The organism is Cupriavidus sp. MPR-AND1C, assembly GCF_058809705.1.
On sequence record NZ_JBXASU010000079.1, the window covers coordinates 1 to 22,811 of the forward strand.

Consider the following 22,811-nt stretch of genomic DNA (forward strand, 5'->3'; position numbering starts at 1 on the left):
GCTTGCGTGGGAGGGCGCTAGGGCGAGCCGGCCGGACAACCGCGCAGCGGTTCAGCGGCGCACCGGCTCGTCGGGGCTGGCGGTAGCGCTGGTGCTGCTGGCCGTGGCTTCTGTGGCGGCCTCGCGCGGCGTGTCCACGGTCGGCACCGGTGCGCCGGCAGCGGTACCTGGCATGGCGGCCTGGGACTCCGCCGCCAGCGTGCCGGCATCGCGCGCGCGCGCGCACGGCGGCCGACGTGGCGCCGGCGGGTGCCTTCTTTTCCAGGTGCAGTTGCCGGGTGGTCTCGGCTGGAAGGCGCTTGCCGGAGGGCAATGCGCTGACCGCGCCAGGGCGGCGCGGCACTTTCTCGGCAGCCGCGAGGTTCTTTTTCTGCTCCTCCGGCAGTTGCTGGTACTTGTTCCAGGCCTCGGCCTTCTTCTGGGCGGGCAGCGAACGTGTGATCTGGTAGTTTTCGCGCGCCAGGCGGCGCTGCTGGGGTGTCATCTTGACCCATTCGGTCATGCGGGTCTGCAGGCGCGCCTGTTCCGCGGGCGAGAACTTCTCGTATCGTTCCGCAATCTGCAGCCATTTGCGCCGGTTGAGCTCAGGGAAATTGTTCCACTCGCCTGCCAGCGGCGCGAGCACGCGCTGCTGGACGGCGTTGAGCTCGTTCCAGTTCGGGTGCGCATTGGCGATGCTGGCCGCGGGCGCGCCGCCCGGGTGGCCGCCCTGAGCCTGGCAAGTGGCCGGAACCAGGAACCAGATCGTGGCGGCGGCGGCCAGGCCGGCCAGCAGCAAGGCTGCCAGCCGCCGGCGCGGTGCGTCGGGGGTGAAGTCAGCGCCGGCCATGCCTACTGACCGCGCTTCAGGAATACGTGGAAGCCCTGATCCGCGTAGGCCGTTGGCGGGAGGTCGTCGAGCAGCATCGCCGCGTCCACATCCGCGAGCTCATCGACGCGCTTTTGCTGCTGCCAGTGGTAGATGCCCGCCAGCCCGGCGGCCAGCGCCACCAGCGTCCATACCAGCCCAAGGCGGCGCAGCCAGGAACCTGCGCGATGGAGCGCCGAGTCGTCCTCATCGAAAGAGAGCGTGGGCATTCCGGCCGAGGCCAGTTGCGGCGCGGCGACGGCGGCTTGCGCTTTCTTGCGAGACAGCGCAACCCGCCGCGCGGCGGCAAGCCGATCGGTCACATTGTCCGGCAACGCATTCGCAGAGGCATCGAGTGCCGTGCGGATATCGTGTGCCAGGCGGCGTTCGTTGATTTCTTTTTCGTTTCTGGTGCTCATAGTCGGACCCCCCGCGCTCGCAATGCCTGCGCCAGTGTGTGCGTGGCGCGGGAACAGTGCGTCTTGACGCTGCCTTCGGAGCATCCCATGACGGCAGCCGTTTCCGCGACGTCCATATCCTCCCAGTAACGCATCAGGAAGGCTTCGCGTTGACGTGTCGGCAGGCGCTGGATCTCCTGTTCGATGATGTGCATGGTCTGGGCGCGTTCCACCTTGTCGGCGCTGCTTTCCGCGGATTCGGAGCCGATCTCGGCCTCGAAAGTGTCGAGCAGGTCATTATCCTCGCCTTCGCGGTCGTCGCGCAGGTTGGAAAACAGGGTGACCCAGGTATTGCGTACTTTCTGGCGGCGGAACCAGTCGTGAATTGTGTTCTGCAGTATGCGCTGGAACAGCGGCGCGAGTTCGGCGGCGCTCTTGTCGCCGTATTTTTCGGCGAGCTTGATCATCGCGTCCTGGACGATGTCCAGGGCGGCTTCGTCGTCGCGCACCGCAAACACGGCCTGTTTGAAGGCGCGCCGCTCGACGCTGGCGAGAAAGTCGGATAGTTCCTGATCGGTTGCCATGCAGGCGGGGTACAGACGGTGGGGCCTTGGCCGGTGGAAGTGCAGGGTAGGGCTTCTTGCACGTCCAAAATGGTGGGATGCTAGCAAATAACCCCCCCGGTGACCATCCTTGTTCTCTTTTGTGGTCATTCAGGCTCAGCGTGTGGCAGGGTGTCCGAAGGATGGCAGGATGCCCTCCTGATTGAAAAACCCCGTAGACAAGCCTGGATCAATCCAGTATCGTCGCGGGTTCACACGACATCAGTGGTTGTCTCATTCGGCCGCTTATGAGGCGGTCTATCATGCAGACGCGCACCGCTTGAACCCGTGCCACAAGCCCGGCAGAGAGCATCCGAACAATTTTTTGCCGAAAATTGCAAAGGACTAAAATGAACATGCCCAGCGCGGAATTCCACGCAGACAGCAATTCATCCGCCGCACCGGAAATGATCGGGGCGGAAATTCTCGTTCACGCACTTGCCGAAGAAGGCGTCGAGTACGTCTGGGGCTACCCCGGCGGCGCAGTGCTGTATATCTACGACGAGTTTTACAAACAAAAGAAGATCGAGCACATCCTGGTGCGCCACGAGCAGGCCGCGGTTCATGCCGCTGACGGCTATGCGCGTGCGACCGGCAAGGTGGGCTGCGCCCTGGTGACCTCTGGTCCCGGCGTCACCAATGCGGTGACGGGCATTGCCACGGCCTACCTGGACTCGATTCCGATGGTGATCATCACCGGTAACGTGCCGACGCACGCTATCGGGCAGGATGCTTTCCAGGAATGCGACACGGTCGGCATCACCCGCCCCATCGTCAAGCACAATTTCCTGGTCAAGGACGTCCGCGATCTCGCCGCGACCATCAAGAAGGCGTTCTATATTGCCGCAACCGGCCGTCCCGGCCCCGTTGTCGTCGATATTCCCAAGGACGTCTCGCGTAATTCCTGCAAGTACGAGTATCCCAAGTCGATCGACATGCGCTCGTACAACCCGGTGAACAAGGGCCATTCGGGCCAGATCCGCAAGGCGCTCGCGCTGTTGCAGGGCGCCGAACGGCCGTTCATCTATGCAGGTGGCGGTGTGGTGCTGGCCAATGCCAGCGAAGAGCTGCGCCAGCTTGCCGCGCTGACCGGCCATCCGGTCACCAACACGCTGATGGGCCTCGGCTCGTTCCCCGGCACCAGCAAGCAGTTCGTCGGCATGCTCGGCATGCACGGCACGTATGAAGCCAACATGGCCATGCAGAACTGCGACGTGCTGATCGCCATCGGGGCGCGTTTCGACGATCGCGTGATCGGCAATCCGGCGCACTTCACCTCGCAGCCGCGCAAGATCATCCATATCGATATCGATCCGTCTTCCATCTCGAAGCGGGTCAAGGTCGACATTCCCATCGTGGGCCACGTCAAGGATGTGCTGCAGGAGCTGATCTCCCAGCTGCAGGCCAGCGACGTCAAGCCCAAGCGCGAGGCCCTGGCCAAGTGGTGGGAACAGATCGAGCAATGGCGTTCGGTGGACTGCCTCAAGTACGACCGCAACTCCGAGATCATCAAGCCGCAGTATGTGGTGGAAAAGATCTGGGAACTGACGCACGGCGATGCCTTCGTCTGCTCGGACGTGGGCCAGCACCAGATGTGGGCCGCGCAGTTCTACAAGTTCAACGAGCCGCGCCGCTGGATCAATTCCGGTGGCCTGGGCACGATGGGCGTGGGCCTGCCGTACGCGATGGGCATCAAGAAAGCCTTCCCCGAGAAGGAAGTGGTGACCATCACTGGCGAAGGCTCGATCCAGATGAACATCCAGGAACTGTCGACCTGCCTGCAGTACGACACCCCGGTGAAGATCTGCGCGCTCAACAACCGCTACCTCGGCATGGTGCGCCAGTGGCAGGAAATCGAGTACGACAACCGCTACTCGCATTCCTACATGGACGCGCTGCCCGACTTCGTCAAGCTGGCCGAGGCCTATGGCCATATCGGCATGCGTATCGAAAAGACGGCCGACGTCGAGCCCGCCCTGCGCGAAGCCTTCCGCCTGAAGGACCGTACCGTGTTCCTTGATTTCCAGACCGACCCGACCGAAAACGTGTGGCCGATGGTCCAGGCCGGCAAGGGCATCTCCGAGATGCTGCTCGGCGCGGAGGACCTGTAATGCGACATATCATTTCGGTCCTGCTGGAAAATGAACCGGGCGCGCTGTCGCGTGTGGTGGGCCTGTTCTCGGCGCGCGGCTACAACATCGAGACGCTGACGGTGGCCCCCACCGAAGACGCCTCGCTGTCGCGCATGACGATCGTCACCAGCGGTTCGGACGACATCATCGAGCAGATCACCAAGCACCTGAACCGCCTGGTGGAAGTGGTCAAGGTGGTGGACCTGACCGAGGGCGCGCACATCGAGCGCGAGCTGATGCTCGTGAAGGTGCGCGCGGTCGGCAAGGAGCGCGAGGAAATGAAGCGCACCGCCGACATCTTCCGCGGCCGCATCATCGACGTCACCGAGAAGACCTACACCATCGAGCTGACCGGCAACGGCGGCAAGCTGGATGCCTTCCTGGACGCCATCGACCGCGCCGCCATCCTCGAGACCGTCCGTACCGGCGGCTCGGGCATTGGCCGCGGCGAGCGCATCCTGAAGGTCTGAGCCTGATTGCAGTATCCAAGGGCGGCGCCGGCGCCGGCACTGGCCGGGCGGTGGCCGCCAACCCGACACACGAAAACGAAAGACTGAAGGAACCATCATGAAAGTGTTTTACGACAAGGACGCCGACCTCTCCCTGATCAAGGGCAAGAACGTCACCATCATCGGCTACGGCTCGCAAGGCCACGCCCACGCGCAGAACCTGAACGACTCCGGCGTCAAGGTCACCGTTGGCCTGCGCAAGAGCGGCGCATCGTGGAACAAGGCCGTCAACGCTGGCCTGCAGGTCAAGGAAGTGGCTGACGCCGTCAAGGACGCCGACGTGGTCATGATCCTGCTGCCGGACGAGCAGATCGCCGACGTGTACAAGAACGAAGTGCACGACAACATCAAGCAAGGCGCCGCACTGGCCTTCGCCCACGGCTTCAACGTGCACTACGGTGCCGTGATCCCGCGCGCCGACCTCGACGTCATCATGATCGCCCCGAAGGCGCCGGGCCACACCGTGCGCTCGACCTACGCCCAAGGCGGCGGCGTGCCCCACCTGATCGCCGTGCACCAGGACAAGTCCGGCGCCGCCCGTGACATCGCCCTGTCGTACGCTACCGCCAACGGCGGCGGCCGCGCCGGCATCATCGAAACCAACTTCCGCGAAGAAACCGAAACCGACCTGTTCGGCGAGCAAGCCGTGCTGTGCGGCGGTACCGTCGAGCTGATCAAGGCTGGCTTCGAGACGCTGGTGGAAGCTGGCTACGCGCCGGAAATGGCTTACTTCGAATGTCTGCACGAACTCAAGCTGATCGTCGACCTGATCTATGAAGGCGGCATCGCCAACATGAACTACTCGATCTCCAACAACGCCGAATACGGCGAATACGTCACCGGCCCGCGCGTCGTGACCGAGGAGACCAAGAAGGCCATGAAGCAATGCCTGACCGACATCCAGACTGGCGAGTACGCCAAGAGCTTCCTGCTCGAGAACAAGGCCGGCGCCCCGACCCTGATCTCGCGCCGCCGCCTGACCGCTGAGCACCAGATCGAAGAAGTGGGTGCCAAGCTGCGCGCGATGATGCCCTGGATCGCAAAGAACAAGCTGGTCGACCAGTCGAAGAACTAAGCTGTCATACAGCCCGACGGCCCGCCGCTACTGACGGCGCGGGCCGCAGCCGTTCAGTCATCCGCACATTTCCCCCTCGCGAGGGGTTAATCAGGCGGGGACTGAACGGCTTTTTGTTATCCTTGTCAGACTTTATCCACCAAGTAAGCATTGCATGAACTATCCTCATCCGCTGATCGCCCGTGAAGGCTGGCCGTTCCTGGCTGGCGCCTTTGTCATCTCGCTGCTGGTGCAGGTCAGCGCCGGCTTCTGGTGGGCCTTGCCGCTGTGGATCATTACACTGTTCGTGCTGCAGTTTTTCCGTGATCCGCCGCGCGCCATTCCCACCCAGCCGAACGCTGTCCTGGCGCCCGCCGATGGCCGCATCGTGGTGGTCGAGAAAACCATGGACCCGTACGCGGGCCGCGAGGCGCTGAAGATCAGCGTCTTCATGAACGTGTTCAACGTACACTCCAACCGGGTGTCCGTGGACGGCAAGGTCGAGAAGGTCGAGTATTTTCCCGGCAAGTTCGTCAACGCCGACCTCGACAAGGCTTCGCTCGAGAACGAACGCAACGCCGTGGTCATCCGCCGTGCCGCCGACGGCAAGGTGGTGACCCTGGTGCAGGTGGCCGGCCTGGTGGCCCGCCGCATCCTCTGCTACACCCGCGTCGGCGAGACGCTGTCGCGCGGCCAGCGCTATGGCTTCATCCGCTTTGGCTCGCGTGTCGACGTCTACCTGCCGGTGGATGCGCGCCCGCGCGTGACCATCGGCGAGAAGGTGTCGGCCTCGTCGACCATCCTGGCTGAGCTGGATTAATCCGGCGACGCCGGAACAGATCAGACCCACTGGAGAACAGGCATGGGTGCTTTCAACCGACGCAATAAGCGCGTTACCAATGGCAACGTGACCAACTTGCGTCCTTTTCGCCACAACCAGTTGCGTGGCAACGAGTCCGGCAATTTCGACGACGAAGCCGGGGACGATCACGACATCGAGTACGTGCGCCCGCGCCGTCGCGGCATTTACCTGCTGCCCAACGCGTTCACCACCGCGGCGCTGTTCGCCGGCTTCTTTGCCATCGTGCAGGCCATGAACATGCGCTTTGACAGCGCGGCCATCGCCATCTTCGCCGCGATGGTGCTGGACGGCATGGATGGCCGCGTCGCGCGCATCACCAACACGCAGAGTGCGTTTGGTGAGCAATACGATTCGTTGTCGGACATGACCTCGTTCGGTGTGGCGCCGGCACTGGTGATGTATGAGTGGATCCTGCACGACCTGGGCAAGTGGGGCTGGATTGCCGCCTTTGTGTATTGCACCTGCGCCGCGCTGCGCCTGGCACGCTTCAACGCCAATATCGGCGTGGTCGACAAGCGCTTCTTCCAGGGGCTGCCCAGCCCGGCGGCGGCAGCGCTGGTGGCCGGCTTTGTCTGGCTGGTGATCGACAACAAGCTGCCGGTCAAGGATCTGTGGATGCCGTGGGTGGCGTTCGGCATCACGCTGTATGCCGGGCTGTCGATGGTCTCCAACGCGCCGTTCTATAGCGGCAAGGCGCTCGATGTGCGCTATCGCGTGCCCTTCGGCATGATGGTGCTGGTGCTGGTCTTGTTCGTGGTGGTTTCGACGGATCCGCCGGTGGCGTTGTTCGGCCTGTTTGTCGCCTACGCCATCTCTGGCTACCTGCTGTGGGGCTGGCATGCGCTGCACGGCAAGCCGGCCGAAATCCGCAAGGTGCGGGACGGCGGGAACGATCGTTCCTGACCGCAGGTCAGTAAAAAGGCGCTACGGCGCCTTTTTTTACATTTGTTTTCCAGGCTGTCGCATTGCCGTGGCGTTTGCCGTGGTCCACTGTAGCCTCGGTTGTACGGTAGTCCCCCTTGTTGTCCACTTATCACTGGAGGTTCTCATGGGCATGCTCGACTTCATCAAGGAAGCAGGAGAGAAACTGTTTGGCGGCAGCGCAGCGCAAGCCGCGCCCGCGGCGGCTCCCGCCGATGCGCCGGCGGCGGATGCCGATGCGGCCAACCGTGCCGCCGGCGATGCCATCGAAGGCTACATCAAGCAGATGAACCTCGACGCCACCGGGCTGATGGTGCAGGTGGACGGCTCGCAGGGGCTGGTGACGGTGTTCGGCGTGGCGCCGGACCAGGCCACCCGCGAGAAGATCATCCTGTGCTGCGGCAATGTGCAAGGCGTGGACAAGGTCGACGACAAGATGTCGGTCAATGTCGACTCCACCGAATCGACCTGGCATACCGTGGTCAAGGGCGACACCCTGTGGGCGATCTCCCAGACGGCCTACGGCAACGGCGCGCTGTACACCGCGATTTTCGAGGCCAACGAGCCGATGTTGACGAATCCGGACAAGATCTACCCCGGCCAGAAGCTGCGCATTCCGCCCAAGGCCTGACGCCTGCCGTGCAGCGGGGGGGCATGGCGTCCCCCTGGTGTGCCTTTTCGGCTGTCGGCCCGATTAACGCATCCATATTGCACACACCCGGCTTCTCGGCTATAGTCGCTCACATGATTTCGCGCCAAGCCCTACTCGCCCGCACCATTCTAGGTGGCCTACTAGGCCGTCAGGTCGGGACGCGTTCGCGCTGAGGGAAGCCAAGCCCCTCGCGTAAAGTCACACAGGATTTACAAACGCCCCGGCCTGCATCACTGCACGCCGGGGCGTTTTGCATTCAGCACGAATACAGCAGCACAGCAAAACGAAACGGCGAATGCCGAGGCATCCACCCGATTCGCCAAATACAAAAGTCAGCCCAGGAGCCCCACCATGTCCGACAAACTCATTATTTTCGACACCACCTTGCGCGACGGCGAACAGTCGCCCGGCGCCTCCATGACCCGCGAGGAAAAGATCCGCATCGCGCGCCAGCTGGAGCGCCTGAAAGTCGACGTGATCGAAGCGGGCTTTGCCGCTAGCTCCAACGGCGACTTCGAGGCGATCCGCTCCATCGCCCAGGTCGTCAAGGATTCGACCATTTGCTCGCTGGCCCGCGCCAACGACCGTGATATCGCACGCGCCGCCGAGGCGCTCAAGCCGGCCAACTCCTTCCGCATCCATACCTTCATCGCCACCTCGGCGCTGCATATGGAAAAGAAGCTGCGCATGACGCCGGACCAGGTTTTCGAGCAAGCCATCCAGGCGGTGCGCTTTGCGCGCCAGTTCACCGACGATATCGAATTCTCGCCTGAAGACGGTAGCCGTTCAGACATGGATTTCCTGTGCCGCGTGCTTGAAGGCGTGATCAAGGAAGGCGCTACCACCATCAACCTGCCGGATACGGTGGGCTACGCCGTGCCGGAAGGCTACGCAGGCCTGATCCGCTCGGTGCGCGAGCGCATCCCCAATTCCGACAAGGCCATCTGGTCCGTGCATTGCCACAATGACCTCGGCATGGCCGTGGCCAATTCGCTGGCGGCGGTCAAGCTCGGCGGTGCGCGCCAGGTCGAGTGCACCATCAACGGCCTCGGTGAGCGTGCCGGCAATACCAGCCTGGAAGAAGTCGTGATGGCGGTCAAGACGCGCCGCGACTACTTCGACATGGATGTCGGCGTGGATACCACGCAGATCGTGCCAGCCTCCAAGCTGGTGTCGCAGATCACCGGCTTCGTGGTGCAGCCCAACAAGGCCGTGGTGGGCGCCAACGCCTTCGCGCATGCTTCGGGCATCCATCAGGATGGCGTGCTGAAGGCGCGCGATACCTACGAGATCATGCGCGCGGAAGACGTGGGCTGGAGCGCCAACAAGATCGTGCTGGGCAAGCTCTCGGGCCGCAATGCGTTCAAGCAACGCCTGCAGGAACTCGGCATCGAGCTGGAGAGCGAGGGCGAGGTCAATGCCGCGTTCACCCGCTTCAAGGAACTGGCCGACCAGAAGTCCGAGATCTTCGACGAAGACATCATGGCCATCGTTTCCGACGAGGCGCACGACGTCAATGAGCACTTCCGCTTTATCTCGCTGTCGCAGCACTCCGAGACCGGCGAGCGCCCGCATGCGCGCGTGGTGTTCAACATGGACGGCAATGAGGTGACGGGCGAAGGCGAGGGCAATGGCCCGGTCGATGCCACGCTGCACGCCATCGAAGGCAAGGTCGCTAGCGGCGCGGAGCTGGTGCTGTATTCGGTCAATGCCATCACCGCCGGCACGCAGGCCCAGGGCGAAGTGACGGTCCGCTTGTCCAAGGGCGGGCGCATCGTCAACGGCGTGGGCACCGATCCCGATATCGTGGCCGCCTCGGCCAAGGCCTACCTGGCCGCGCTGAACAAGCTGCACGACAAGGCCGTGCAGAAGATCAACCCGCAGATCTGATCCCGATCTGACCGGTAAGCCCGCGGCCTATCCGGCCGTGGGGCTTGAATCGGCCCGCCGCGTTCCCATGAGGATGCTGGCGGGCTTTTTGCATTTTCCCGCTCTCAGCGGCGTCGGCCGCGGCCCTCCGCGAGCGGGTCGGGCGTGATCTGGGTCTGGCGCAGCACGCCGGCGTCGTCAAAATAGAAATTGAACATGGACGGCCAGGTGTCCTCATGCCTGAAGCGGTAAGACCATACTTCGCGCTTCATCAGCGGGTAATACTGCTTGGGCTCGCGGGGCTTGCCGAAGTGCTGTTCCACGTCCAGCTTGGTCCAGACATCGACCTTCGCCTTGTAGAGCTCGCTGGTCTGCAGCATCTGGCGGAAGGTGCTCAGGTGGCCATCGCGGTCGAAGTCGGCCGCGTAGGATTGTTGCCCGAAGGGTTGCTTGGAGTAGATCCAGCGCTGTGTGCCGTCGGCTAGCTGGTAGGTATCGGTCGGCGTGCCGAAGCGGGCTTGTACGGCGGCTTGCGGTGCGCCTACCATGTCCTGGCCGACTTTGACCGGTTGCAGCACCGAGCAGGCCGGCAGGATGGCTGCTGCTGTTGCTAGCACGAGCCACCGGACGGCACGGCGCGACGATGAGGCTTTCATGGCAGTTCTCTGATTAAAATTCGTGGTGATATGCATTAAGAGTGTAGCGGTGCGCAAACGTTGTGTGCGCCTCATGTGGCACGCGCCGGCGTTTTGAGGGCAAGCGCCGCCATGGCGAGTCATCCTCGCCCAATTTCCCGCATTGCCGCGAATGCGGTCCGATTTGCCCAGGCTGGGTCCCTGACTTACCATGCAGCGCTTTGGCGGGAGATGACTCGATGTGGGCTAAACAATGGCTGGCGGGCTGTTTGCTGGCGGTGGCGGCGAGCGCTGGTGCGCAGGAGCCGATCCGTCTTGGCATGATCGAAGGTTTGTCTGGCCCCTTTGCCAACGCGGGCGACGCGGTAGTGCGCAACCTGCGGATCGCCATCGACCGCGTCAATGCGCGCGGTGGCGTCAAGACCGCGGAAGGCGCGCGGCCCCTTGAACTGGTTACCTTCGATAGCAAAGGCAATGTCGACGAGAGTCTGATCCAGTTGCGCGGGCTGGTGGACAAGCGAATTCCCTTTGTCCTGCAAGGCAACAGCTCGGCGGTGGCTGGCGCGCTGGTCAGCGCGATCAACCGCCACAACAGCCGGCAGCCCGATGCCCGCGTGCTCTTCCTGAATTACTCGGCGGTCGACCCCACGCTGACCAATGAGGGGTGCAGCTTCTGGCACTTCCGCTTCGATGCCAGCGCCGACATGCGCATGCAGGCTCTGACCGAGGTCATCCGTGCCGATGCCGGTGTGCGGCGCGTCTACCTGATCGACCAGGACTACAGTTTCGGCCATCAGGTGTCGCGTTCGGCACGCGAGATGCTGGCGGCCAAGCGGCCGGAGTTGCGCATCGTGGGCGATGAGTTCCACCCGATCGGCAAGATCAAGGACTTCGCCCCGTATATCGCCAAGATCAAGGCCAGCGGCGCGGATGCGGTGATCACGGGCAACTGGGGCAACGACCTCACCCTGATGATCAAGGCCGCGCGCGAGGGCGGGCTGAACGCCAAGTTCTATACCTTCTACGGCAACGGGCTGGGCGCGCCGGCGGCCATGGGCGACGCCGGGGTAGGGCGCGTGCTTGCGGTGGCGGAGTGGCACCCCAACGTGGGCGGCGCTGCCTCGGACGCGTTCTACCAGGCGTTCCGTGCCCGTTACCCTGAACCCAAGGACGACTACGTTCACCTGCGCATGCAGATGATGGTGGAGATGCTCGCCCGGGCCATCGAGCAGGCGGGCTCGACCGACGCCGTCAAAGTGGCGCGTGCGCTGGAGGGCATGCGCTACGTCAACGACTTCCATGATGCGACGATCCGCGCCGACGACCACCAGGTGCTGCAGCCGCTCTACGTGTCGGTGATGGAGAAGCAGGGCGGCGATGTGCGCTTTGACAACGAAGGGTCGGGATATGGCTTTCGCACGGTGAGGAAGCTAAAGTCGGCGCAGACCATGTTGCCCACGACCTGCAAGATGGAACGGTTCTAGCGGTTCCAGGCCGGCATTGCCGCAATCGCCATCGCCGGCCCGTTTTCCGTTATAATCGCCCGCTGTCATAGCCAGCCGGTTGTCAAAAACCGGTCCGGCGAGACAGTTGCCTGTATGTAGGACACGCACAAGGCACGACGCATGCGGCACATTTCGTGCTGTAGCGTTCGCAAGTGAAAAGGAAATTACCATGGCAGAAGCCCAAATCAGCAGCAAAACCGAAGTCATCAAGCAGTTCGCACGTGCCGCCAACGACACGGGTAGCCCCGAAGTCCAGGTCGCTTTGCTGACCACCCGCATCAACGAACTGACCCCCCACTTCAAGGCCAACATGAAGGATCACCACAGCCGCCGCGGTCTGCTGCGCATGGTGAGCCGTCGTCGTCGCCTGCTGGACTACCTCAAGGCCAACGATGCTGACCGTTATCGTTCGCTGATCGAGAAGCTCGGCCTGCGTAAGTAAGCAGCCAGGATCGTCCGGATGGCAGCACGAATGGATGCACTGCACGCCTTCGCGTGAGCCACTAATGCCTGCGTCAGCCTCGCTGATGCAGGCATTTTGTTTTTGCGGATGAAATGTCGCGGTCCGGCCGCCGTCCGGTCGATGTCCGGCATTGCTGCAAGTGATTTTTGCTCTGCTTGATGGTGCCATGACCCCTGGGGCTGGCACACGTTGCGCCAAGACGTGCAACGGAGTAAGTTACTTTGTTCTTTAGCTTTTTTCAGCTTTTTTACTGTTAATCCATACCGGAGTCGGGCAAGGAAGCGGGGCTTTGTGTCATTCCAGCGCGGTATCTGCCCAGGCAGATGCCGCGCATCAGCTACCAGCATCAGGTATCGCGCTGGAATGGCATAGCACTTCCCTGTGACTGAGGCCGACGCTGATCCGGCAGTTCGCCCGCGGCTGCTAACGCGGGCGTTGCACAAGCGTGCAAGCACGAACAAAAGGAACGTTCATGACCATGTTCAACAAGATCGTCAAGGAATTCCAGTGGGGTCAGCACAAGGTGCGCCTGGAAACCGGCGAGGTTGCCCGCCAGGCTGGCGGTGCCGTGATCGTCGACATTGAAGACACCGTGGTGCTCGCCACCGTTGTCGCTGCCAAGTCGCCCAAGGCTGGCCAGGATTTCTTCCCGCTGACCGTCGACTACATCGAAAAGACCTACGCTGCCGGCAAGATCCCCGGTGGCTTCTTCAAGCGTGAAGGCCGTCCGTCGGAAAACGAGACGCTGACCTCGCGCCTGATCGACCGCCCGCTGCGCCCGCTGTTCCCGGAAGGCTTCTACAACGAAGTGCAGGTGGTCATCCACGTGCTGTCGCTGAACCCGGAAGTCCCGGCTGACATCCCCGCCCTGATCGGCGCCTCGGCTGCCCTGGCAGTGTCGGGCATTCCGTTCAGCGGCCCGGTCGGCGCAGCACGCGTTGGCTACAAGGACGGCCAGTACCTGCTGAACCCGACCCGTTCGCAGATCGCTGCTTCGGAACTGGACCTGGTGGTTGCCGGTACCGAGCGCGCCGTGCTGATGGTGGAGTCGGAAGCCCGCCAACTGTCGGAAGAGGTGATGCTGGGCGCCGTAGTCTACGGCCATGAGCAAATGCAGACGGCCATCAATGCCATCCATGATCTGGTGCGCGACGGCGGCAAGCCGGAGTGGGACTGGACCGCGGCACCGAAGAACGAAGCGCTGATCGCCAAGGTCGGCGAGATCGCCTTGCCGCTGCTGCAGGACGTGTACCAGCTGCGCCAGAAGTCGGCGCGCAGCCAAAAGCTCAAGGAAGTCTACGCCACCGTGGCGGCCAAGCTGGCCGAAGCCGGCGTGGAAGCCGACAAGGTCGAAGTGGGCAACGTGCTGTTCGACATCGAAGCCAAGATCGTGCGCAGCCAGGTGCTGTCGGGCGAGCCGCGCATCGATGGCCGCGACACCCGCACCGTGCGCCCGATCGAGATCCGCTCGTCGGTGCTGCCGCGCGCTCACGGCTCGGCCATCTTCACCCGTGGCGAAACCCAGGCGCTGGTGGTTGCCACGCTGGGCACCAAGGGCGATGAGCAGATCATCGACGCGCTCGCCGGCGAATACCGCGACCGCTTCATGCTCCACTACAACATGCCTCCGTTCGCCACCGGCGAAACCGGCCGCGTGGGCAGCCCCAAGCGCCGCGAAATCGGCCACGGCCGCCTGGCCAAGCGCGCGCTGATCCCGGTCCTGCCGAAGGATGACGAATTCGCCTACACCATCCGCCTGGTGTCCGAAATCACCGAATCCAACGGCTCGTCGTCGATGGCATCGGTGTGCGGCGGCTGCCTGGCGCTGATGGACGCGGGCGTTCCGATCAAGGCGCACGTGGCCGGCGTGGCCATGGGCCTGATCCTGGAAGGCAACAAGTTCGCCGTGCTGACCGACATCCTGGGCGATGAGGACCACCTCGGCGACATGGACTTCAAGGTCGCGGGTACCGACACCGGCATCACCGCGCTGCAGATGGACATCAAGGTCCAGGGCATCACCAAGGAAATCATGCAGGTCGCGCTGGCGCAAGCCAAGGAAGGCCGCCTGCATATCCTGGGCAAGATGCAGGACGCGATGGGCCATGCACGCACCGAGCTGTCGGAGCACGCACCGCGCATGATCACCATGAAGATTCATCCGGACAAGATCCGCGAAGTGATCGGCAAGGGCGGCTCGACCATCCAGGCGCTGACCAAGGAAACCGGCACCACCATCGACATCCAGGAAGACGGCACCATCACCATCGCCTCGACCTCGACCGAAGGCATGGCCGAAGCCAAGCGCCGCATCGAAGGCATCACCGCGGAAGCCGAAGTGGGCAAGATCTACGCCGGCACCGTGCTCAAGCTGCTGGACTTTGGCGCCATCGTCAACATCCTGCCGGGCAAGGATGGCCTGCTGCATATCTCCGAGATCGTCAACGAACGCGTCAAGGACATCAAGGACTGGCTCAAGGAAGGCCAGCACGTGCGCGTCAAGCTGATCCAGGCTGACGAGAAGGGCCGCCTGCGCCTGTCCCTGAAGGCCGCACTGGCCGAAGAGGGCGGCAGCATCAGCCCGATCGCCAACACCAGCGAGGCACCGGCTGCTCCGGCCGCACCGGCCGCACCGGCAGCGCCGACGACGCCTTCGGCTGATCAGCAACAGCAGTAAGCGTTTTACGGTGCCGGTAGAGCGACGGTACCCGTAGCAGAAAAAGCGGCTGGCGATGTCCAGCCGCTTTTTTGTTTACACTCCCGCCAGTCCCACCCCATGCGGCCCGGCTGTTCGGCACGCTGCATGGCGGGTGCCCAGATTGATCCCCCCGCCATGCGTGCGCGAGACCGCCGCATGCGCGAGGTCCCTAACCGCAAGGAGCAGCAATGCAAGCCATCGAAATCCGCGAGTACGGCGCCCCCGAAGTCCTGCAACTGGCGCAACGCCCCGACCCGGTGCCCAAGGCCGGCGAGATCCTGATACGCGTGGCCGCGGCCGGCATCAACCGTCCCGACGTATTTCAACGTACCGGCAATTACCCGGTGCCACCGGGCGCGTCCGACCTGCCGGGCCTGGAAGTGGCCGGCGTGGTGGCCGGCGGCGACCTGGCGCACCCCGACAACCGTTTCGGCCTGAAGCTGGGCGACCGTGTGTGTGCGCTGGTGCAGGGCGGCGGTTACGCCGAGTTGTGCGTGGCCCCCGCAGCGCAATGCCTGCCGGTGCCGGAGTGCCTGTCGGATGTCGAGGCGGCCGCATTGCCGGAGACGTTCTTCACCGTGTGGAGCAACGTCTTCGATCGCGGCTTCCTGGGCCGCGGCCCGCTGGGCAAGGACGAGACGCTGCTGATCCAGGGCGGCTCGAGCGGCATCGGCACGACCGCCATCCAGATCGCCAAGGCCCTGGGCCACAAGGTCTTCGTTACCGCCGGCAGCGCCGACAAGTGCCGGGCCTGCGAGGAGCTGGGCGCCGACCGTGCCATCAACTACAAGACCGAAGATTTTGTCGCCGAGGTGAAAGCCCTGACCGGCGGCCGTGGCGCGGATGTCATCCTCGACATGGTGGCTGGCCCGTATCTGGCGCGCGAACTGTCCTGCGTCGCCGACGATGGCCGCATTGTGATCATCGCGCTGCTGGGCGGCGCCAAGGCCGAGATCCCGCTGGGCGATATCCTGCGCCGCCGTATCACTGTGACAGGCTCCACGCTGCGTCCCCGCCCGGCGGCGTTCAAGGGCGAGATCGCGCAGGCGCTGCACCAGCACGTGTGGCCGCTGCTGGCGGCGGGCAAGATCAAGCCGGTGATCCACCAGACCTTCCCGGCCGCCCAGGCCGCCGATGCGCATCGCCTGATGGAGTCCAGCGAGCATATCGGCAAGATCGTCCTGACCTGGTAATGCCGCTGCTGGCTGGCTGATGGCCGGGTGCGGTCGGGGCCTCGCGCCCCGGGCCGATTTCGGGCCCTTCTGTGGCGTAGGGCCTTGGCCCGCGCTACAATACCCGGTTTGATTGAGAGGGGCGCCTTGTGAGACAAAAGCTCGTTATCGGCAACTGGAAGATGCACGGCAGCCTGGCTGCCAATGTGACCTTGCTGGAAGCGATCAAGGCGGCGCCCGCAAGCGCGCGCCTGGCAGTATGCGCGCCGTTCCCGTATCTTGCGCAGTGCCAGGCGTTGCTGGCCGGGTCCGCGGTGGCCTGGGGCGCGCAGGACGTGTCCGCCGAGGCGCGCGGTGCCTTCACGGGCGAAGTCGCGGCCTCCATGCTGGCTGAGTTCGGTGCTTCGTATGCCCTGGTGGGGCATTCGGAGCGGCGCAGCTACCATGGCGAGACGGATGCCACGGTAGCGGCCAAGGCGGTGCGCGCGCTGGAGTTCGGCATTGTGCCGGTGGTGTGCGTGGGCGAGAGCCTGGCGCAGCGCGAGGCAGGCGAGACCGAGGCCGTGGTAGGCCGTCAGCTCGGCGCCGTGCTCGAGGCCTTGTCGCTCGACCAGCTCGGGCGCATCGTGCTGGCCTATGAGCCGGTGTGGGCGATCGGCACGGGCAAGACCGCAAGCAGCGAGCAGGCCCAGGCCGTGCACGCTTTCCTGCGCGCCCAGGTGGCGGCGCGCGACGCAGGCGTGGCCGCTCGCATGGCCATGTTGTATGGCGGCAGCGTGAAGCCGGACAATGCGGCAGAACTATTTTCCATGCCCGACATCGACGGGGGCCTTATCGGAGGCGCCTCGCTGAAGTCGGACGATTTCCTCGCGATCGGCAACGCCTGAATGCCGGCCGCTCATAGGGTCTGATCAGGCAAGCGAATCGAACCAAATGGCAATTTTCAAAACTTTGTTGGTAGTGGCGCAGATACTGTCCGCGCTTGGCGTGATTGGCCTGGTGCTGCTGCAGCATGGCAAGGGCGCCGATGTTGGTGCGGCGTTTGGCTCGGGGGCCTCGGGCAGCCTGTTCGGCGCCACCGGCTCGGCCAACTTCCTGTCGCGTACCACCGCCGTGCTGGCGACGCTGTTCTTCATCTGCACGCTGAGCCTGACGCTGATGGGCAACTATCGGCCGGCAGCTTCGCTGGGCGTGATGGGCTCCGCGCCCGCGGTGGCACCGGCCGTGGCGGGAGCTTCGGCGCCTGCTGCCGCATCGGCTGCCGCGGCCTCGAATCCTTCTGCGCCTGCTGTACCGAAATAATCAACGAGCCTTGTGACTTATTCTTGAAGATTTTTGCTGTTGTGCATTGAACAAAACAAGAATCCTAGGTTAGAATACAAGGCTTGAAACGATCCCCCAGCGACGGGGCTCCAGCCAGGATAAAGCAGCATCCCAGCCAGAGTTCCGAAGGGTGTAAAAACCCAGGGCCCTGAAAAGCCCGGCGCGAGGCAATATTGTTTCTCCCCCAGCCGACGTGGTGAAATTGGTAGACACGCTATCTTGAGGGGGTAGTGGCGAAAGCTGTGCGAGTTCGAGTCTCGCCGTCGGCACCAAACAACTTGATCGGGGCATGCATCCGGAGACCATCCCGGATGCATGCCCCGGCCAGTCCGCAAGGCGGCGTCGTAATTTCTACGGAATGGCGCTTGGGGTGGGCAACAGGACGCCGCTTACCGCTGGTGCTGTTGACAACATTCCAGATAAGGCTGGCCGTACCTTGAATCTCGAAGCCTACTTCCCCGTCCTCATCTTCATCATCTTCGGTGTCGTGCTCGGCATTGCACTGATGTCGATTGGCCGAATTCTCGGTCCAAACAAACCTGATCCCGCGAAGCTCTCTCCGTACGAGTGCGGCTTCGAAGCGTTCGAGGACGCGCGCATGAAGTTCGACGTGCGCTACTACCTCATCGCTATTCTTTTTATCCTGTTCGATCTCGAGACCGCCTTCCTGTTTCCCTGGGGTGTAGCCCTGCGGGATATCGGCTGGCCGGGTTTCTTCGCCATGGGCGTGTTTCTGCTGGAATTCATCGTGGGCTTCGTCTACATCTGGAAAAAGGGCGCGCTCGATTGGGAGTGATCTGATATGGCAATCGAAGGCGTTCTCAATGAAGGCTTCGTCACGACTACCGCTGACAAGCTGATCAACTGGACCCGCACCGGGTCGCTCTGGCCGATGACCTTTGGCCTGGCGTGCTGCGCTGTGGAAATGATGCATGCTGGCGCCGCGCGCTACGACATGGACCGCTTCGGCGTGATTTTCCGCCCGTCGCCGCGCCAGTCGGACGTGATGATCGTGGCCGGCACGCTGTGCAACAAGATGGCCCCCGCGCTGCGCAAGGTCTATGACCAGATGGCAGAGCCGCGTTGGGTGATCTCGATGGGTTCCTGCGCGAATGGCGGTGGCTACTATCACTACTCGTATTCGGTGGTGCGTGGTTGCGATCGGATCGTGCCGGTGGATATCTATGTGCCTGGCTGCCCCCCGACGGCGGAAGCGCTGATCTACGGCATCATCCAGCTGCAGAACAAGATCCGTCGCACCAACACCATCGCGCGCAAGGGCTGACATGTCGAACCTCGATACTCTGAAGGCCGCGCTCGAAAAGGTACTGGGCAAGCGTATCCAGAAACTGGTAGAGGCGCTAGGCGAGATTACCCTTATCGTCAAGGCCGATGACTACCTGGAAAGCGCGCTGATGCTGCGCGACGATCCCTCACTGCATTTTGAGCAACTGCTCGATGTGTGCGGCGTCGACTATTCCACCTATGGCGACGGCGCCTGGGACGGCTCCCGTTTCGCGGCCGTGACGCACCTGATCTCGATCAAGCACAACTGGCGCCTGCGCGTACGCGTGTTCGCGCCGGACGACGACGTGCCCGTGGTGCCTTCGCTGACCGACGTCTGGAACTCGGCGAACTGGTTCGAGCGCGAGGCGTTCGACTTCTACGGCATCGTGTTCGAAGGCCACAACGACCTGCGCCGCCTGCTGACCGACTACGGTTTCGTCGGCCACCCGTTCCGCAAGGATTTCCCGGTCTCGGGCTATGTCGAGATGCGCTACGACCCCGAGCAAAAGCGGGTGATCTATCAGCCCGTCACGATCGAGCCGCGCGAGGTCACGCCCCGCGTGATCCGCGAAGAGAACTACGGCGGCTTGCAGCACTGAGAACGCGCAATGGCAGACATCAAGAATTACACCCTTAACTTCGGCCCGCAGCACCCTGCGGCACACGGCGTGCTGCGCCTTGTGCTGGAGCTGGACGGCGAAGTCATCCAGCGCGCCGACCCCCATATCGGCCTGCTGCACCGTGCCACCGAAAAGCTGGCCGAGCAGAAAACCTGGATCCAGAGCGTGCCGTACATGGACCGCCTCGACTACGTGTCGATGATGGTCAACGAGCATGCCTACGTGATGGCCATCGAGAAGATGCTGGGTCTCGAGGTGCCGATCCGTGCGCAATACATCCGCGTGATGTTCGACGAAATCACGCGCTTGCTGAACCACCTGATGTGGATCGGCTCGCACGCGCTCGACGTGGGCGCGATGGCGGTGTTCCTGTACGCCTTCCGCGAACGCGAAGACATGTTCGACATGTATGAGGCGGTGTCGGGCGCGCGCATGCACGCGGCCTACTACCGTCCGGGCGGCGTCTACCGCGATCTGCCGGACACGATGCCGCAATACAAGGCGTCGAAGATCCACAACGAGCGCGCCATCAAGGCCATGAACGAAGCGCGTTCGGGCTCGCTGCTGGACTTCATCGAGGACTTCACCAACCGCTTCCCGAAGTACGTCGACGAATACGAGACGCTGCTGACGGACAACCGGATCTGGAAGCAACGCCTGGTTGGCATCGGCGTGGTGAGCCCCGAGCGTGCGCTGCAGATGGGCTTTACCGGCCCGATGCTGCGCGGCTCCGGCATCGAGTGGGACCTGCGCAAGAAGCAGCCCTACGAAGTGTATGACCGCATGGACTTCCAGGTGCCGGTGGGCGTGGGCGGCGATTGCTACTCCCGCTACCTGGTGCGCGTGGAAGAAATGCGCCAGTCCAACAACATCATCAAGCAGTGCATCGACTGGCTGCGCCGCAATCCGGGCCCGGTGATGAGCGACAACCACAAGGTTGCGCCGCCGTCGCGCGTGGACATGAAGTCGAACATGGAAGAGCTGATCCACCACTTCAAGCTCTTCACCGAAGGCATTCACGTGCCCGAAGGCGAGACTTATGCGGCGGTGGAGCACCCGAAGGGCGAGTTCGGCATCTATGCCATCTCCGACGGTGCGAACAAGCCGTATCGCCTGAAGATCCGTGCCCCGGGCTTTGCCCATCTGGCCGCACTGGATGAAATGGCCAAGGGCCACATGATTGCGGATGCGGTAACGATCATCGGTACGCAAGACATCGTCTTCGGCGAAATCGACCGCTGACGAGCTAACAAGAGCCGCCGGCCCCGGACGACGATCCGGGCGCCCCTGGCACGGACCCACAAAAGATCGTGTCCGGTCACGGGAAACCCGCGGTGAGCCCGGCATGCCTTTGACATGCGGGCTGCAACGGCAGCGACGGCTGCAAACCTGCGGGATGCGCGCCATGTGGCGGCGCAGATCCGCAAATGACACGGCGTATTACAGCAACGACCATGCTATCAGCAGAAGCTCTCAAGGAAATCGATCGCGCGATCGCCAAGTATCCGGCTGACCAGAAGCAGTCGGCCGTGATGGCGGCGTTGGCCGTGGCGCAGGGCGAAGTGGGCTGGGTCTCCCCGGAAGTCATGCAGTTTGTTGCCAGCTACCTCGACATGCCGCCGGTATGGGTCGAGGAGGTCGCAACCTTCTACAACATGTACGACACCAAGCCGGTCGGCAAGTACAAGCTGACCGTCTGCACCAACCTGCCGTGCGCACTCTCCGGCGGCGAACGTGCCGGCGACTACCTCAAGCAGAAGCTGGGGATCGGCTACAACGAAACCACCCCGTGCGGCACCTTCACCCTCAAGGAAGGCGAGTGCATGGGTGCCTGCGGCGACGCACCGGTGATGATCGTCAACAATACCCGCATGTGCAGCCATATGAGCGACGCCAAGCTGGACGCGCTCGTCGACGAGCTCAAGGCCGCCGGCAGCACTGCAGCCAAGGGGGACAAGTAACATGACCTCTCTGCACGACCGTCATATCAAGCCGCTGATCCTGGCTGGCCTCGATGGCAGCAACTGGCACCTCGACGACTACGTCAAGCGCGGTGGCTACCAGCAGCTCAAGCGCATCCTGACCGAGAAGATTACGCCCGAACAGGTGATCGCGGACGTCAAGGCCTCCGGCCTGCGCGGCCGTGGCGGCGCGGGGTTTCCCACCGGCCTGAAGTGGAGCTTCATGCCGCGTCAGTTCCCCGGCCAGAAATACCTGGTCTGCAACACCGACGAGGGCGAGCCCGGTACCTTCAAGGACCGCGACATCATCCGCTACAACCCGCATGCGCTGATCGAAGGCATGGCCATCGGTGCGTACGCGATGGGCATCACCGTGGGCTACAACTACATCCACGGCGAGATCTGGAACGAGTACAAGATCTTCGAGCAAGCCCTCGAAGAGGCGCGTGCCGCCGGTTTCCTGGGTGACAACATCCTGGGCTCGGGCTTCGACTTCCAGTTGCACGCCCACCACGGCTACGGCGCCTACATCTGTGGCGAGGAAACCGCGCTGCTCGAATCGCTGGAAGGCAAGAAAGGCCAGCCGCGCTTCAAGCCGCCGTTCCCGGCCAGCTTCGGCCTGTACGGCAAGCCGACCACCATCAACAACACGGAAACGTTTGCCGCGGTGCCGTTCCTGTTGTCGATCGGGCCGGAAAATTACCTGAAGATGGGCAAGCCGAACAACGGCGGCTCCAAGATCTTCTCGATCTCCGGCGACGTCGAGCGCCCCGGCAACTACGAGATCCCGCTGGGCACGCCGTTCGCGACCCTGCTGGAACTCGCCGGCGGCATGCGCGGCGGCAAGCGCATCAAGGCAGTGATCCCGGGCGGCTCGTCCGCGCCGGTGGTGCCGGGCGACATGATGATGGCGTCCGACATGGACTATGACTCGATCGCCAAGGCCGGCTCGATGCTGGGCTCGGGCGCGGTGATCGTGATGGACGAGACGCGCTGCATGGTTCGCTCGCTGCTGCGTCTGTCGTATTTCTACTTTGAAGAATCGTGCGGCCAGTGCACGCCGTGCCGTGAAGGCACCGGCTGGCTCTATCGCATGGTGAATCGTATCGAACACGGAGAAGGGCGCCAGGAAGATCTGGACCTGCTCAATAACGTCGCTGAAAACATCATGGGCCGCACTATCTGCGCGCTTGGTGATGCGGCAGCGATGCCGGTCCGCGGCATGCTCAAGCACTACTGGAAAGAGTTCGAATATCACGTCGAACACAAGCAGTGCATGGTTCCGGCCTACTCTTAAGCGT

General features: G+C 63.2%; 23 protein-coding genes and 1 tRNA gene. 20 read left to right on the forward strand and 4 right to left on the reverse strand.

Annotated features, from left to right (window positions below; translation table 11 throughout):
* The 3 genes from AC1RWI_RS29690 to AC1RWI_RS29700 form a co-directional block, all read right to left on the reverse strand.
* The coding region (locus tag AC1RWI_RS29690; RefSeq protein WP_492870098.1) for a DUF3106 domain-containing protein at positions 1-829 on the reverse strand (829 nt) is incomplete at its 3' end.
* Between the two features lie 2 nt (positions 830-831).
* Positions 832-1,266 carry a DUF3619 family protein gene (locus AC1RWI_RS29695; protein ID WP_043344715.1) on the reverse strand — a complete coding sequence of 145 codons (435 nt, stop codon included), beginning with the start codon at positions 1,264-1,266 and terminating at the stop codon, positions 832-834.
* A complete protein-coding gene (locus AC1RWI_RS29700) occupies positions 1,263-1,829 on the reverse strand; it encodes an RNA polymerase sigma factor (protein WP_006156852.1) in 567 nt (188 codons plus the stop codon). Before AC1RWI_RS29700 ends, AC1RWI_RS29695 begins: the two co-directional genes overlap by 4 nt.
* Before the next feature lie 368 nt (positions 1,830-2,197).
* On the opposite strand from AC1RWI_RS29700, the gene AC1RWI_RS29705 reads away from it, so the two are divergent.
* From AC1RWI_RS29705 to AC1RWI_RS29735, 7 genes are all read left to right on the forward strand, one after another.
* Positions 2,198-3,958 carry an acetolactate synthase 3 catalytic subunit gene (locus AC1RWI_RS29705; RefSeq protein WP_043344716.1) on the forward strand — a complete coding sequence of 587 codons (1,761 nt, stop codon included), beginning with the start codon at positions 2,198-2,200 and terminating at the stop codon, positions 3,956-3,958.
* Positions 3,958-4,449, forward strand: coding sequence for an acetolactate synthase small subunit (ilvN, locus tag AC1RWI_RS29710; protein WP_006156850.1), 492 nt, complete (start codon positions 3,958-3,960; stop codon positions 4,447-4,449). Before AC1RWI_RS29705 ends, ilvN begins: the two co-directional genes overlap by 1 nt.
* Before the next feature lie 97 nt (positions 4,450-4,546).
* The gene (gene ilvC, locus AC1RWI_RS29715) at positions 4,547-5,563 is read left to right on the forward strand and encodes a ketol-acid reductoisomerase (protein WP_043344720.1); all 1,017 of its coding nucleotides are present in this window, start codon (positions 4,547-4,549) and stop codon (positions 5,561-5,563) included.
* A gap of 154 nt (positions 5,564-5,717) precedes the next feature.
* Positions 5,718-6,362 carry a phosphatidylserine decarboxylase gene (locus tag AC1RWI_RS29720; RefSeq protein ID WP_043344721.1) on the forward strand — a complete coding sequence of 215 codons (645 nt, stop codon included), beginning with the start codon at positions 5,718-5,720 and terminating at the stop codon, positions 6,360-6,362.
* 42 nt (positions 6,363-6,404) lie between these two features.
* The gene (pssA, locus tag AC1RWI_RS29725) at positions 6,405-7,307 is read left to right on the forward strand and encodes a CDP-diacylglycerol--serine O-phosphatidyltransferase (RefSeq protein WP_043344722.1); all 903 of its coding nucleotides are present in this window, start codon (positions 6,405-6,407) and stop codon (positions 7,305-7,307) included.
* Positions 7,308-7,452: 145 nt separating this feature from the next.
* Positions 7,453-7,956: a peptidoglycan-binding protein LysM gene (gene lysM, locus AC1RWI_RS29730; protein ID WP_492870099.1), complete on the forward strand. Its 504-nt coding sequence runs from the start codon at positions 7,453-7,455 to the stop codon at positions 7,954-7,956.
* A 372-nt stretch (positions 7,957-8,328) separates the two neighbouring features.
* Positions 8,329-9,867, forward strand: a complete 1,539-nt coding sequence (locus AC1RWI_RS29735; protein WP_043344724.1) for a 2-isopropylmalate synthase — start codon at positions 8,329-8,331, stop codon at positions 9,865-9,867.
* Positions 9,868-9,971: 104 nt separating this feature from the next.
* On the opposite strand, the gene AC1RWI_RS29740 is transcribed toward AC1RWI_RS29735, so the two are convergent.
* Positions 9,972-10,502 carry a hypothetical protein gene (locus AC1RWI_RS29740; RefSeq protein WP_492870100.1) on the reverse strand — a complete coding sequence of 177 codons (531 nt, stop codon included), beginning with the start codon at positions 10,500-10,502 and terminating at the stop codon, positions 9,972-9,974.
* 218 nt (positions 10,503-10,720) lie between these two features.
* Between AC1RWI_RS29740 and AC1RWI_RS29745 the strand changes: the two genes are divergently transcribed.
* The 13 genes from AC1RWI_RS29745 (at position 10,721) to nuoF (ending at position 22,807) form a co-directional block, all read left to right on the forward strand.
* Positions 10,721-11,965, forward strand: a complete 1,245-nt coding sequence (locus AC1RWI_RS29745; protein WP_492870101.1) for a branched-chain amino acid ABC transporter substrate-binding protein — start codon at positions 10,721-10,723, stop codon at positions 11,963-11,965.
* A gap of 190 nt (positions 11,966-12,155) precedes the next feature.
* A complete protein-coding gene (gene rpsO / locus AC1RWI_RS29750) occupies positions 12,156-12,428 on the forward strand; it encodes a 30S ribosomal protein S15 (RefSeq protein WP_006156843.1) in 273 nt (90 codons plus the stop codon).
* Between the two features lie 493 nt (positions 12,429-12,921).
* Entirely contained in the window at positions 12,922-15,126 is a 2,205-nt protein-coding gene (pnp, locus tag AC1RWI_RS29755; protein WP_043344729.1) for a polyribonucleotide nucleotidyltransferase, read from the forward strand.
* A gap of 209 nt (positions 15,127-15,335) precedes the next feature.
* The gene (locus tag AC1RWI_RS29760) at positions 15,336-16,340 is read left to right on the forward strand and encodes an NAD(P)H-quinone oxidoreductase (RefSeq protein ID WP_492870102.1); all 1,005 of its coding nucleotides are present in this window, start codon (positions 15,336-15,338) and stop codon (positions 16,338-16,340) included.
* A 128-nt stretch (positions 16,341-16,468) separates the two neighbouring features.
* Positions 16,469-17,206: a triose-phosphate isomerase gene (gene tpiA, locus AC1RWI_RS29765; protein WP_043344732.1), complete on the forward strand. Its 738-nt coding sequence runs from the start codon at positions 16,469-16,471 to the stop codon at positions 17,204-17,206.
* Positions 17,207-17,252: 46 nt separating this feature from the next.
* Positions 17,253-17,621: a preprotein translocase subunit SecG gene (secG, locus tag AC1RWI_RS29770; RefSeq protein WP_043344735.1), complete on the forward strand. Its 369-nt coding sequence runs from the start codon at positions 17,253-17,255 to the stop codon at positions 17,619-17,621.
* 208 nt (positions 17,622-17,829) lie between these two features.
* Positions 17,830-17,914, forward strand: a tRNA-Leu gene (locus AC1RWI_RS29775).
* Between the two features lie 164 nt (positions 17,915-18,078).
* Positions 18,079-18,438: an NADH-quinone oxidoreductase subunit A gene (locus AC1RWI_RS29780; RefSeq protein ID WP_006156838.1), complete on the forward strand. Its 360-nt coding sequence runs from the start codon at positions 18,079-18,081 to the stop codon at positions 18,436-18,438.
* Positions 18,439-18,444: 6 nt separating this feature from the next.
* Entirely contained in the window at positions 18,445-18,927 is a 483-nt protein-coding gene (locus tag AC1RWI_RS29785) for a NuoB/complex I 20 kDa subunit family protein (protein ID WP_006156837.1), read from the forward strand.
* A 1-nt stretch (position 18,928) separates the two neighbouring features.
* On the forward strand, positions 18,929-19,528 hold the full coding sequence (locus tag AC1RWI_RS29790) for an NADH-quinone oxidoreductase subunit C (RefSeq protein WP_043344736.1): 600 nt from the start codon (positions 18,929-18,931) through the stop codon (positions 19,526-19,528).
* Positions 19,529-19,537: 9 nt separating this feature from the next.
* A complete protein-coding gene (locus AC1RWI_RS29795) occupies positions 19,538-20,791 on the forward strand; it encodes an NADH-quinone oxidoreductase subunit D (protein ID WP_006156835.1) in 1,254 nt (417 codons plus the stop codon).
* Positions 20,792-21,003: 212 nt separating this feature from the next.
* On the forward strand, positions 21,004-21,510 hold the full coding sequence (gene nuoE, locus AC1RWI_RS29800) for an NADH-quinone oxidoreductase subunit NuoE (RefSeq protein WP_006156834.1): 507 nt from the start codon (positions 21,004-21,006) through the stop codon (positions 21,508-21,510).
* Position 21,511: 1 nt separating this feature from the next.
* Complete coding sequence (nuoF, locus tag AC1RWI_RS29805) at positions 21,512-22,807, forward strand: NADH-quinone oxidoreductase subunit NuoF (protein WP_043344740.1); 1,296 nt, start codon at positions 21,512-21,514, stop codon at positions 22,805-22,807.
* Positions 22,808-22,811: the final 4 nt, after the last annotated feature.

Bases quoted from the DNA above. Each gene is read 5' to 3' on its own strand.
- AC1RWI_RS29695 (WP_043344715.1), bottom strand. From the start codon at position 1,266: ATGAGCACCAGAAACGAAAAAGAAATCAACGAACGCCGCCTGGCACAC.
- AC1RWI_RS29700 (WP_006156852.1), bottom strand. From the start codon at position 1,829: ATGGCAACCGATCAGGAACTATCCGACTTTCTCGCCAGCGTCGAGCGG.
- AC1RWI_RS29705 (WP_043344716.1), top strand. From the start codon at position 2,198: ATGAACATGCCCAGCGCGGAATTCCACGCAGACAGCAATTCATCCGCC.
- ilvN (WP_006156850.1), top strand. From the start codon at position 3,958: ATGCGACATATCATTTCGGTCCTGCTGGAAAATGAACCGGGCGCGCTG.
- ilvC (WP_043344720.1), top strand. From the start codon at position 4,547: ATGAAAGTGTTTTACGACAAGGACGCCGACCTCTCCCTGATCAAGGGC.
- AC1RWI_RS29720 (WP_043344721.1), top strand. From the start codon at position 5,718: ATGAACTATCCTCATCCGCTGATCGCCCGTGAAGGCTGGCCGTTCCTG.
- pssA (WP_043344722.1), top strand. From the start codon at position 6,405: ATGGGTGCTTTCAACCGACGCAATAAGCGCGTTACCAATGGCAACGTG.
- lysM (WP_492870099.1), top strand. From the start codon at position 7,453: ATGGGCATGCTCGACTTCATCAAGGAAGCAGGAGAGAAACTGTTTGGC.
- AC1RWI_RS29735 (WP_043344724.1), top strand. From the start codon at position 8,329: ATGTCCGACAAACTCATTATTTTCGACACCACCTTGCGCGACGGCGAA.
- AC1RWI_RS29740 (WP_492870100.1), bottom strand. From the start codon at position 10,502: ATGAAAGCCTCATCGTCGCGCCGTGCCGTCCGGTGGCTCGTGCTAGCA.
- AC1RWI_RS29745 (WP_492870101.1), top strand. From the start codon at position 10,721: ATGTGGGCTAAACAATGGCTGGCGGGCTGTTTGCTGGCGGTGGCGGCG.
- rpsO (WP_006156843.1), top strand. From the start codon at position 12,156: ATGGCAGAAGCCCAAATCAGCAGCAAAACCGAAGTCATCAAGCAGTTC.
- pnp (WP_043344729.1), top strand. From the start codon at position 12,922: ATGACCATGTTCAACAAGATCGTCAAGGAATTCCAGTGGGGTCAGCAC.
- AC1RWI_RS29760 (WP_492870102.1), top strand. From the start codon at position 15,336: ATGCAAGCCATCGAAATCCGCGAGTACGGCGCCCCCGAAGTCCTGCAA.
- secG (WP_043344735.1), top strand. From the start codon at position 17,253: ATGGCAATTTTCAAAACTTTGTTGGTAGTGGCGCAGATACTGTCCGCG.
- AC1RWI_RS29785 (WP_006156837.1), top strand. From the start codon at position 18,445: ATGGCAATCGAAGGCGTTCTCAATGAAGGCTTCGTCACGACTACCGCT.
- AC1RWI_RS29790 (WP_043344736.1), top strand. From the start codon at position 18,929: ATGTCGAACCTCGATACTCTGAAGGCCGCGCTCGAAAAGGTACTGGGC.
- AC1RWI_RS29795 (WP_006156835.1), top strand. From the start codon at position 19,538: ATGGCAGACATCAAGAATTACACCCTTAACTTCGGCCCGCAGCACCCT.
- nuoE (WP_006156834.1), top strand. From the start codon at position 21,004: ATGCTATCAGCAGAAGCTCTCAAGGAAATCGATCGCGCGATCGCCAAG.
- nuoF (WP_043344740.1), top strand. From the start codon at position 21,512: ATGACCTCTCTGCACGACCGTCATATCAAGCCGCTGATCCTGGCTGGC.